The sequence below is a fragment of the Stenotrophomonas sp. YJH_SMC_64 genome (assembly GCF_059371375.1).
On the sequence record NZ_JCAFUN010000011.1, the window covers coordinates 174421 to 185997 of the forward strand.

Here is an 11577-nt window from a genome sequence, read left to right on the forward strand (position 1 = left end):
TCGCGCATGGATGACGGCTTGATGACAACGCAGGAACGATTCAGCTTGGTGTACAAGCTGTATCTGTTCAGTCATTGATCCGGATCAATGAACGCGCGCGCGGGATTGCCCACAGTGCCGCCATGCGCACCTCGTTCAAGCTCGCCATTGCCCTGGCCGCCACGCTGGCCGCCGCCTACGGCGTCGCCCGCACCACGCCCTACTGGTTCGCACCGCGACAGGCCGCGCAGGTCGACATCCACGATCCGGCATTGATCGCGCAGGGACAATACCTGTCGCGCGCGGCGGACTGCGCGGCCTGCCACACCGCGCCCGGCGGCAAGCCGTTCGCCGGTGGCCTCGGCATGCAGACGCCGATGGGCACGATCTACTCGACCAACATCACGCCCGATCCGGACACCGGCATTGGCGCCTACGACTACGCCGACTTCGAGCGCGCGGTACGTCGCGGCATCCGCCACGATGGGCAGCCGTTGTATCCGGCCATGCCGTACGCCTCGTACGTGATCGCCAGCGACGCCGAGATCAAGGCGCTGTACGCCTACTTCATGGGCTCGGTGCAACCGGTGAAGCAGGACAACGCCGACAGCACGATCCCGTGGCCGGCCAACATGCGCTGGCCACTGGCCTGGTGGCAGCTGCTGTTCGCACGCCCGCGCACGTTCAACCCGGATCCGTCGCTGGATGCCAGCCAGCAGCGCGGCGCCGAACTGGTGGAAGGCCTGGCCCACTGCGGTGCCTGCCACACGCCACGCGGGTTGGCGTTCCAGGAAAAGGCGATGGCCGATGATGGCAGCCGCCAGTTCCTGTCCGGCTCGGTACTGGAAGGCTGGTATGCGAAGAACCTGCGCAACGAGTCGACCGGCCTGGCCAGCTGGAGCGAGGGCGAGATCGTCGACTTCCTGCGCACCGGTCGCACCGATCGCTCGGCAGCCTTCGGCGGCATGGCCGACGTGGTCGAGCACAGCACGCAGTACCTGTCCGACGCCGACCTGCTGGCGATGGCGCGCTACCTGAAGCAGCTGCCCGCCCGCGAAGGACGCAGCGCACAGTGGTCGCCCGGTACCGACACCACCACCGCCGCACTGCGTAGCGGCGACTACCGCGTGGCCGGTTCGCTGGCCTATGCCGAGCACTGCCAGGCCTGCCACCGCGCCGACGGGCGCGGCATGCCGCGCGTCTATCCAGCCTTGGCCGGCAACTCGATCGTGTTCGCCGATGACCCCAGCTCGCTGGTGCAGGTGACCTTGATCGGCGGCCGCACGCCGCATACCCCGCATGACCGCATGGCCTTCACCATGCCCGGCTTCGAGCAGCTGCCGAATGCGCAGCTGGCACAGATCCTGACCTTCATCCGCAGCAGCTGGGGCAACCACGCCAGTGCAGTGAGCGAGGTCGACGTGGCGCGCATGCGCCGGGTGGTGCGCGACAAGCCGGTGCACTACGTTCCGCAGGAGGCCGCACGATGAAACGTTCGCGCAAACGCTCCCGCCTGCTGATCGGCAGTGCGATCACCCTCGTGCTGCTGGCCGGCGCCGGTACCCTCGCTTACCGTCATCTGTACCCGGACCTGGATGCCGCCGTGGCCAGCACGATCGATATCCTCGATGCGCAGGGCAAGGTGGTCGGCCACTACCATGCGCCCAGCGCCGAAGAAATCGCCGGGCTCGGCAATGCCGAATCGGTGATGCTCGGCCGCCGTATCCTCAACGAGACCGCACGGCTGCTGCCGGACAATGTCGGCAACGATCTGAACTGCAACTCGTGCCACATGGCTGAGGGCAAGCGGCCTTTCGGCAATCACTACTTCAATACCGGCGGCGGCGCCTATCCGCGCTACATGCCGCGTCCGGGCAAGGTGATCGGGCTGACCGAGCGCATCAACGGCTGCCTGCAGCGTTCGATGAACGGCAAGCCGCTGCCGAAGGACTCGCCGCAGATGCGTGCGATGCTCGATTACATGGCGTGGTTGAGCAGTCGTGTGCCAGAAGGTGCAAAGGTAGCCGCCCCCAGTGAGGGACCGATCGACAGCACGCTGACCCCGGACCCGGTCCGCGGCCAGGCGCTGTACGCCGTGCAGTGCGCCGCCTGCCATGGCGACAACGGCGAAGGACGGCGCGACGCCAGCGGTGACATCGCCTTCCCGCCGCTATGGGGCGACCACAGCTTCAACATCGGCGCGGGCATGGCGCGCCTGTACAAGGCCGCCGGCTTCATCAAGCACAACATGCCACCGGCGGTGACCCGCGAGCCGCCGCTTGGGCAGCAGGTGATGCCCGACCAGGATGCGGTGGACATCGCTAGCTACTTCATCAACCAGCCACGCCCGGACTTCGCCAACAAGGCCAAGGACTGGCCGCGCGACCCGAAACCCAAGGACGCGCGGTACTGACAGGCAGGCGGCCGGGGGCGTCGGCCGTCACACAACACGGTTCCTGCATCTCTACGTCATGTCGATGTCATTGGTGCTGTCGACACTCGGGGGCTTCTCTCCCCCCAAGGTCCGGTATCGATGCGAACGATTGCGCGCTTTCCCCGTGTTTCGCTGCTTGCCCTGCTGATCGCCCCCGCCCTGGACGCCCTCGCAGAAGCACCGCAGGGCGATACGGGCGAAGCGCGCAGCAGCGATGCGCGTACCCTCGACCAGGTGCAGGTGATCGGCCAGGCCACCAGCTACGCCAAGACGTCGGTGCGCGCAGAAACACTGAACAGGCAGACCGTGATGAGCAGCGTCAACGATGCGCTCAACGAAGTACCCGGCGTGGTGGTCAGCGAGGCCGACGCCACCGGCTCGTCGGTGTGGGGCACGCAGATCAGCATGCGCGGGTTCGTCACCAATCGTGATACCCAGCAGATCGGCACCACCATCGACGGCCTGCCCAACGGCGGCTCCGGCTACGGCGGCGGCTCGCTGGCCAACCGCTACATCGACACCCTCGACCTGGAGACGGTGGAAGTCAGCCAAGGCACCGCTGACATCTCCTCGCGATCGAACGAAGCACTGGGCGGCACGCTCAACTTCCTCACCAGCGATCCGCTGCAGGACAGCCGCCTGCGCTTCGTGGTCGGCGCCGGTGACAACGATGCGCGCAAGTACTACGTGCGCTACGACACCGGCCTGCTCGGCGGCCACACCCGCGCGTGGATCAGCGCCTCCTCGTCGAAGGTGCACGACTGGATCGACGGCACCGGCCACGCCAGCAACGACCACATCGCCGGCAAGTTCATCACCGAACTGGATCGCTGGACCCTGACCGGCTACCTGTCCTACAACGATGCCGACGAGCCGGAATACACCAGCGTCTCACCGAAGGGCTTTGCCACCAATCCGGATCGCGACAACCTGGTCGGCACCCTCACCGGCATTCCGTATCTGGACCAGAACTACCGTTCCGGCTCGCGTGCACTGCGCGAGAACACCTTTGGTTACCTGCGTGCGGCCTTCGACGGCGGCAACGGGTTCAAGGCCTCGGTGGCCGCCTACGGGCACCGCATGGAAGGTCGTGGCGACTGGCTGCCACCCTACCTGGCGCAGGTCAGCGATGAGGGTGCGGGCCGCCCCGAATCGGAATATCTCGGTGGCAAGACCGTGTACGGCGGCAGCAACCGTGGCCAGATCTTCTTCGTCAATCCCGATGGCAGCGCCGCGCAGCGCCTGGCCAGCTGCACCCCGCGCCTGGGCTTCACCGCCGAGTACGATCCGAACTGCTACGCGGGCAACGTGCTGGGCGCGCAGTCCTACCGCCACACCCACTACGACAACGACCGCATGGGCGTGACCGCCGACGTCGAATGGCGGCAGACCTTCGGTGCGATCGACAACACGATCCGCGGCGGCCTGTGGGTGGAGAAGCTGGACCGTTCGGCACGCCGTGACTGGCACCGCCTGCTCAATGTCGGCCAGGACATCGCCTTCGACCACCAGCCGTACTGGGTGCAGTTCGAGGACAAGTACAAGGTTGACGAGCAGATGTACTACGTCGAGGACGTGGCCCGCTTCGGGCCGTTCAGTGCCCGCCTGGGCGTGAAGCAGTTCTTCGTCGACCAGTCGCGCCGCCGCGTGATCGGTGCCAGCGAGCACGTCAAATCCGATTCCAGGTCCGATCCGCTGCTGTCCACCGGCTTCACCTGGGCACCGGGCGTGGAAGGCATGGAGCTGTTCGCCGGCTTCTCGCAGAATTTCGCCGCCATTCCTTCAGGCGTACTTGGCGAGACCGACCCGCAGCGCTTCCGCAATGTCGAACCGGAGACCGCCGACAACATCGAAGTGGGCATGCGCATCAGCCGCTGGCCGCTGACCGCCTCGGTGACCCTGTACAACATCAAGTTCGACAACCGCATCGTCTACCTGCCGGCGGGCTTCGTCAGCGGCATCGACTACCTGGGCGAGACCGACGGCGTCTACGAGAACTTCGGTGGCGTGGAAAGCAACGGCCTGGAAGCGGCGTTCGGCTATGGGTGGGACAATGGCTGGCGGATCAACGCGGCCTACACCTACAACCGCTCCAAATACCTGGGCAGTGGCAATGCCGCACGCGATACGCAGCTCGGCATCGTCGACGGTGCCAAGGTGATCGGCCAGCCGGAGAACACCCTGGTGCTGTCGGCCGACTGGCAGGGCGCCAACTGGAACTTCGGCCTCTCCGGACGGTACCTGGGCACGCGCTACCTTGATGCCGCCAACGTCGACAAGCTGCCCTCGGCCACCGTGTTCAACGCCAACATCGGCTTCGACCTGCAGGGCCTGTCGCCGCGCCTGAAGGGCATGGGTGCCAACCTGGTGGTGAGCAACCTCACCGATAAGCGGTATCTTGCGGGGGTGGACGGCCGCGACAACGCCTTCATCGGCGCCCCGCGCACCGTCGGCATCTCCTTCCGCGTGGACCTGTGAGTGAGCCCGTGACCGATATCGGCCGACGCCGGTTGTTGCAGGCCGGCGTTGCCGCCGGCCTTTCTCCGCTGCTGCCCAGCATCGCCCGGGCCGCAGCGATCGCCCCCGCCGCGCAGACGCGCAGCCTCGAAGACCTGCAGCACATCGTGGTGTTCATGCAGGAGAACCGTTCGTTCGACCACTACTTCGGCACGCTGCCGGGCGTACGTGGTTTCGGTGACCGCTTCGTGGCCCCGGCCCCCGCGCTGCAGGCCGGTGGCCGCGCGCGCAACCTGTGGCTGCAGCCCGATGCCAGTGGCACGCGGGCGATCGCACCGTTCCCGCTGGATACCGCCGCGCACTTCGGCTACATGCGGGTGGAAGGCACGCCGCACACCTGGCCCGATGCGCAGCGCGCCTGGGACCACGGCCGCATGGGGCACTGGCCGAAGGCCAAGCAGAACCACTCCATGGGCTACTTCCAGCGCAGCGACATGCCGTTCCAGTTCGCGCTGGCCGATGCGTTCACGATCTGCGACGCCTACCACTGCGCGATGCAGGCCGGCACCAACCCGAACCGGGTGTTCCTGTGGACCGGCCACAACGATGCACAGGCCCGCGCCGGCGGCCCGGTGATCGCCAACTCGCATGACAACTTCCCCGAACACGGCGGGCATCCGGCGTCATACCGCTGGACCAGCTATGTCGAGCGCCTGCAGAAGGCCGGCGTGTCCTGGCAGATCTACCAGGACATGGCGGACAACTTCACCGACAACCCGCTGGCCGGCTTCGAGGCGTTCCGTCGGGCGTACAGTGCTGCACCCGGGCATGACCCGCAACTGCGCGCACGCGGGGTCAGCACCCGTGGCCTGCCACAGCTACGCAAGGACGTACTCGACGGGCGCCTGCCGCAGGTCAGCTTCATCATCGCCGACGCGGCCGGCAGCGAGCACCCCGGACCCTCCAGTCCGGCGCAGGGCGCGGCCTATACCGCGCGCGTGCTGGATGCGCTGACTGCCGATCCGGAAGTCTGGAGCCGCACCGCCCTGCTGCTGATGTTCGATGAGAACGACGGCTTCTTCGACCACATGCCGCCACCGGCACCGCCTTCGCCGGTGGATGGCGGCTGGGCGGGTGCGTCCTCGGTCAGTACCGAGGGCGAATACCACCGCCATCCCGCACCGGGCGACGAGAAGTACGATGCCGCCGAACTGCGCGGCCGCCCGTATGGACTGGGCCCGCGCGTGCCGCTGTATGTGATCTCGCCGTGGAGTCGGGGTGGCTGGGTCGACTCGCAGGTCTACGACCACACCTCGGTCATTCGACTGATCGAACGCCGCTTCGGTGTGGCGGCACCGGACATCTCGCCGTGGCGCCGCGCGGTCTGCGGTGACCTGACGGGTGCCTTCGACTTCGCCCAGCGCGATACCCGCCCGTTCGTACGCGGCCTGCCCGACGTGAGCGCGGTGGCCGCACGCGCCGCTGCGTTGCCAGGGCGAACCGTGCCGGCGCTGCCGGAGGGGCTGAAACCAGCGAAGCAGGAAGTCGGCGTACGCCCTGCACGCGCCCTGCCCTATCGGCCGCAGGCATCGATGGCTGCGGTCGACGCCTCGGGCGTGGATCTGGCGCTGGCCTGCGAAGGTGCGGCGGCGGTGCTGCATGTCTACGACCGGCTGCGGCTGGATGCGGTGCCACGCCGCTACACGCTGCTGCCGGGCATGGCGCTGCGCGAGCGCTGGCCGCTCGATGCCCAGGACCGCTATGACCTGTGGCTGCTGGGCCCGAACGGCTTCCACCGCCACTTCCAGGGGGCGGCCAAGGATCCTGCGCTGCAGGCTTCAATTGATCGCACGGATGGCCAACTGCGGCTGCGGCTGCGCAACCTGGGTGACGGCGCGCAGCAGGTGCGTGTGCAGCCTGGTGCCTATGCCGGGCACATGCCCGATCAGGCGCTGGTACTGCCCGCACACGCGGAAACCGCGTTGGCGTGGGACGCAACGCCCACGGCGGGCTGGTATGACCTGCAGATCGGCGCGGGCGAGAGCATGCTGCGCCTGGCCGGTCGCGCCGAGGATGGGCGCCCCGGCACCAGTGACCCGGCGATGGGCAGCGAACCACTGCGGTTCGAGCAGGATTGAAGGATCTCTGTAGAGCGGTAGATTCAGGCCTCCTGCAGCCCCGGCCGGCCGTGCTCCACCGCATAGCGCTTCCAGCTCTGCACCGCGCCATTCGGCTGCATCACGGTATCCAGCGTCTTCATGTCGCCGATCCACGCATCGCGGGTGACATCGCACAGCACGTAGCCACGCTTGTCGGTGGTCGCCTTCAGATAGGGGCTGTGCGCAAGCTGGTTCCTGGCATACGCGTCCACACCCTGGCCATCGGCGCCGGAGGTGATCGACGTGGCGAGGAACTCGCTGGAGACCACGCCCGAGTCACGGTGGTCCTGTACCAGATCGCTGGCATAGTGGCGATGCGCGTCGCCGCAGGCGGTCACCACGTTGCCGAAGCCCACCTTCTGGATGTGGTCGAGCAGGCGCCGGCGGCTGTCCAGATAGCCCGACCACTGGTCGTCGGACGACTGCACCACCCCGTCCTTCTCGCGCATGTAGTTGCCCAGCGCCACCTGGTGGGCGATGGTGTGCCAGCGCGGTGCGGCATCGGCCAGGCCGTCGAACAGCCAGCGCTCCTGCTTCGCCCCCACAATGCTGCGCTTCGGCGATTCCACCTCGTCACGCAGCGCCATGTTCACCTGCTTGCTGCGGTACTGGCGGGTGTCGAGCAGGTGCAGGTCCATCAGCGTGCCGTAGCGTGCACGTCGGTACATCTGCATGTGGCCATCGCGCGGGAATGCCGAACGGCGCAACGGCATGTTCTCGTAGTAGGCCTGGAACGCCTGTGCGCGGCGCAGCAGGAATACTTCGCTGGGCGTGTCATCCTGGTCTTCGGCGCCGGCCCAGTTGTTGTCCACTTCGTGGTCGTCAAAGGTGACGAACCACGGTGCCGCCGCATGCGCGGCCTGCAGGTCCGCATCGCTCTTGTACTGGGCGTAGCGGCGGCGGTAATCATCCAGCGTGTAGATCTGCGGGCCGACGTGGTTGCGCAGGTTGGTGAACGGCTGGCCGTTCATCTTCCGCAGGCCCGGCTGGCTTTCGCCTTCGTAGATGTAATCACCATAGTGGAAGACGAAATCGAGCGGTTCCTCGGCAATGCGCCGCCACGCGGTGTAGTGGCCTTCTTCGTAGTGCTGGCAACCGGCCACCGCAAAGCGCACGCGATCCACCGCGGCCGTGGCTGCGGGCAGCGTGCGGGTGCAACCGACCGCGCTGGCGTGGCCACCGACGCTGAAGCGGTACCAGTAGGGCCGTCCGGGCGCCAACCCGTCCAGCTCCACGTGCACGGCGTGGCCGAGTTCGGGATGCGCCATCGCCGTCCCCTGGCGTACCACCCTGCGCATGCCTTCGTCTGCGGCCAGTTGCCACTCGACCAGCATCGGCCGGGTCGGCATGCCGCCGCCGAACACCAGCGGTTCGGTCGCCAGGCGCGTCCACAGCACCATGCCATCGGCCGAGGGATCACCCGAGGCCACGCCCAGGGTGAAGGGTGTGCTGGCAAAGCGCGGCTTGGCCAGCAGGTTGCGCGGGTTCAGCGCGGTGGCATCGGCCTGCGCGGCCAGCGCGTGTGCCGTGCCCATCCAGGCACCGGCAGCGGACAGGCCGGCCAGGGCCAGGAATCGCCTGCGATTGATCGTCTCCACGGCTGTGCCCTCAGTTGTAGATGATGTGGAAGTAGAAGAAGCGGCCGTAGTCGTCGATCTCGGTACGGAAGCGCCCGTTCGGGCCGGTGCTGTAGGTCGGCTGGGTGTTGAACAGGTTCTTGGCCTCGTACTTCAGCGTCACGTGCTTGCTGACCTTGTGGCTGAAGCCCATGTTGAAGGTCATGTACGGGTCGTAGTACGAATCCAGCCACCGGGTGTCGCCGAAGTCGACCAGCATCCGGCTGCGGTAGGTGCCGGACAGGCGCAGTTGCGCGCTCTTCCACGGCATGCGCCAGATCACCGAACCGTTGAGCGACCAGTCCGGCTGGTACAGCAGCCGGTCCAGGCGGCGCTCGGTGCCATCACTGATGCGGTAGTTGGTCTGGCCTTCCAGCCGCGTGGCGTTGAAGTACATGTCGAAGCGCTGGCGGCCCCACTGCAGGTTGCGGTTGGCCACCGCGAACTCGACACCGCGCAGCTTGGACTCATCGGTGTTCATCGGCTGGGTCACCCGGTAGCGGGTATCACCCACGTTCTCGAAGGTGGTCAGGGTGTAGATGTCGTCCTTGATCACCTTGTCGAACAGCGCCACCGAGACCAGGCCGTTGTTGCCGTTGAAATACAGGTCCCACGCCAGGTCGATGTTGGTGGAACGGCGCGGCTGCAGGTCGGCATTGCCCTGCTTGATGCTGCAGAAGCCCCTGCCCTCCTCGTCATCGCCACAGCTGGTGCTGGTGGCCTGGGCGATGTTGCTCGGCGTCGGCCGGCCCAGCGTGCGGCTGGCGGAGAAGCGCAGGCGCTGGTCCTCGGTGAGCTTGAACGTCGCATTCAACGAGGGCAGCAGGTTGTTGTAGCCACCACTCGTATTGCGGAAGGCGGAGGTATAGGTGGTGCCGCCATCATCGCTGAACGGACTGTAGGCATCGAAGCGGGTGTGGTCGTAGCGCAGGCCGCCGATCAGCAGCAGCCGGTCCCAGGCGTAGTGCGCGGACACATAGGCATTGGTGATGTCCTCCACGTACTTGTAGTCACTGGTGAAGTTGGCATTCGGATACGCCGCATTGTTGTTGCCCAGTTTCGGCAGCAGTTGCTCGTTCCACTTGCGGTTGTCGATCAGCGGGAAGCCCGGCACGCTGCCCAGCAGCGTCGAACCCGGATACAGGTAGTCGTTGAGCGTGGCACTGCTCTTGAAATAGTCGAAGTCGATGTCCTGCCAGATCTTCAGGTGGCGGTACTCGGCGCCGGCGGCCAGGCCGAAACCTCTCGCATCGGCGTCGATGTTGTAGCTGAAGTCGGCGCGCAGGTTGTCGATGCTCTCCTTGGCATCGCGCGGGGAGACGTAGGCCTGCGCCGGATTGAGCTTGAATGCGGAACTGGTCAGCAGGCTGGAATCGGAAACGGCCACCGCGTTGGGGAATCCGTGGCTGTCGTTCTCGTAGTCGACGAACAGGTTGCTCGGGTAGGCGCGTACCCCCCAGTAGACCTGGCTGTTGTGGAAGGTCTCTTCGGTATGGCCACCGCGCAGGGTCAGCCGCGAACGGTCACCCATGTCCCAGTTGAAGCTGGCGATGGCGCCACGGTTGCTGCGGTCCCAGCGGTCGTGGCGGTTCTTGATGTAGATGCTGTTGATCTGGGTGGTGCCGCTGTCTTCGGTCTGGTTGCGGACCGGAAACTTGGCGTTGCCGTACAGATCCGTCTTGTTCATCGTCGAGTTCTCGTAGAACCGGTACGAATACACCAGCAGCGATGCGTAGAACGGATCATCCGACGGCTTCCACTCAAGCTTGGCGGAGCCACCGAAGTTGGTGATGAAGTTGGTATAGGTGCCAGTGCTGAAGTTGCCAGGCGCACGCAGCCCGTTCCAGCCCTTGGCCTGGTCCGGGCCCGTGGTACCGTCGGTAAGGTATTTGCCAGCGTCGTTGTAGTAGTAGTTCGACTCCACCCAGCGCTTGACGCTGTTGCGCGAACGCTGCTCGTAGCGTGCCACCGCAACGATGCCGAACTCCTGGTCGACACCAAACTGGTTGGAGAACACCATCTTGGCGCTCTTGCCGAAGTGACCCAGGGTCTCGTGGTTGCCGCCTGCGCTGCGCTCGACGTTGGTCTCGGCGGTGGAGTAGATGCCTGCCACATCGGCAAACACGTACTTGCCTGACCGGTCGAAGGCACTGCGGCTGATGATGTCGATCACGCCGCCGATCGCATCCGGTGCCTGCTCGGCACTGAAGCTCTTGTAGATGTCGGTACGGGTGCCGATGTCGCTGGGAATCAGCTGCAGGTTGTTCATGCGCTCGCCGGAGCCACTGCCCCCCACGCTGGCAATCGCGATGCCATCGATGGTGGTGTAGTTGAGGTTGGCCTGCACGCCGCGCACGGTCACGTAACGTGGCTCGCCGGCATCCTCCACCGCACTCAGCCCTGGAGCGGCCATCAGGCTCTCGGCCAGGGTCTCGTCGCCGTAGCTGTCCATCTCGTCATACACCACCGAATCCTTGATCACCGGCGACGACTTCTTCTGGTCGATGACCTCATGTGCGGCAATCACCTTCACCGTGTCCAGGGTCGGCGCCACCATTGCCTCGGCCTCGCGCGGCTTCGGCGCGGCCGGCTTCGGTTGGTTGCGAGCTGGCGCCGGATCGATGGCGATGACATTGCCATCCACCACGGTGTACCCCAGGCCGGTACCGGCCAGCAGCGCGTCCAGCGCCTGCCTGACGGTGGCACCGCGCGGCACCGCACCGGCCATGCGGGCATCACCGCCGGCCGAGTACAGGAACTGCACCCCGGAACCGCGCGACAGCTGCTCCAGCGCACGCGCCAACGGCTGCGCCGCGATCGGCGTGGATATACGCGCCTCCAGGCCATCGGCACCGGCGGCGAAGGCCAGCGGCACGCTGCAGGGGGACAGGGCGAGGATGATCGACAGGTAGAGCGTGTTGCGCATCACGGG

General features: G+C 66.3%; 6 protein-coding genes. 4 read left to right on the forward strand and 2 right to left on the reverse strand.

Going from position 1 to position 11577, the window contains the following annotated elements:
• Positions 1–122: 122 nt before the first annotated feature.
• From AC5P9L_RS13755 to AC5P9L_RS13770, 4 genes are all read left to right on the forward strand, one after another.
• The gene (locus tag AC5P9L_RS13755; RefSeq protein ID WP_088610881.1) at positions 123–1469 is read left to right on the forward strand and encodes a c-type cytochrome; all 1347 of its coding nucleotides are present in this window, start codon (positions 123–125) and stop codon (positions 1467–1469) included.
• The gene (locus AC5P9L_RS13760) at positions 1466–2392 is read left to right on the forward strand and encodes a c-type cytochrome (protein ID WP_088431303.1); all 927 of its coding nucleotides are present in this window, start codon (positions 1466–1468) and stop codon (positions 2390–2392) included. Before AC5P9L_RS13755 ends, AC5P9L_RS13760 begins: the two co-directional genes overlap by 4 nt.
• Positions 2393–2512: 120 nt before the next feature.
• The gene (locus tag AC5P9L_RS13765) at positions 2513–4891 is read left to right on the forward strand and encodes a TonB-dependent receptor (protein WP_262101994.1); all 2379 of its coding nucleotides are present in this window, start codon (positions 2513–2515) and stop codon (positions 4889–4891) included.
• An 8-nt stretch (positions 4892–4899) separates the two neighbouring features.
• Positions 4900–7008, forward strand: a complete 2109-nt coding sequence (locus AC5P9L_RS13770) for a phosphocholine-specific phospholipase C (RefSeq protein WP_262102008.1) — start codon at positions 4900–4902, stop codon at positions 7006–7008.
• A 23-nt stretch (positions 7009–7031) separates the two neighbouring features.
• On the opposite strand, the gene AC5P9L_RS13775 is transcribed toward AC5P9L_RS13770, so the two are convergent.
• On the reverse strand, positions 7032–8627 hold the full coding sequence (locus AC5P9L_RS13775) for an alkaline phosphatase D family protein (RefSeq protein WP_060380462.1): 1596 nt from the start codon (positions 8625–8627) through the stop codon (positions 7032–7034).
• A gap of 10 nt (positions 8628–8637) precedes the next feature.
• Complete coding sequence (locus tag AC5P9L_RS13780; protein ID WP_262101993.1) at positions 8638–11571, reverse strand: TonB-dependent receptor; 2934 nt, start codon at positions 11569–11571, stop codon at positions 8638–8640.
• Positions 11572–11577 lie beyond the last annotated feature (6 nt).

Coding starts and splice junctions, on each gene's coding strand:
- AC5P9L_RS13755 (WP_088610881.1), top strand. CDS start 123: ATGCGCACCTCGTTCAAGCTCGCCATTGCCCTGGCCGCCACGCTGGCC.
- AC5P9L_RS13760 (WP_088431303.1), top strand. CDS start 1,466: ATGAAACGTTCGCGCAAACGCTCCCGCCTGCTGATCGGCAGTGCGATC.
- AC5P9L_RS13765 (WP_262101994.1), top strand. CDS start 2,513: ATGCGAACGATTGCGCGCTTTCCCCGTGTTTCGCTGCTTGCCCTGCTG.
- AC5P9L_RS13780 (WP_262101993.1), bottom strand. CDS start 11,571: ATGCGCAACACGCTCTACCTGTCGATCATCCTCGCCCTGTCCCCCTGC.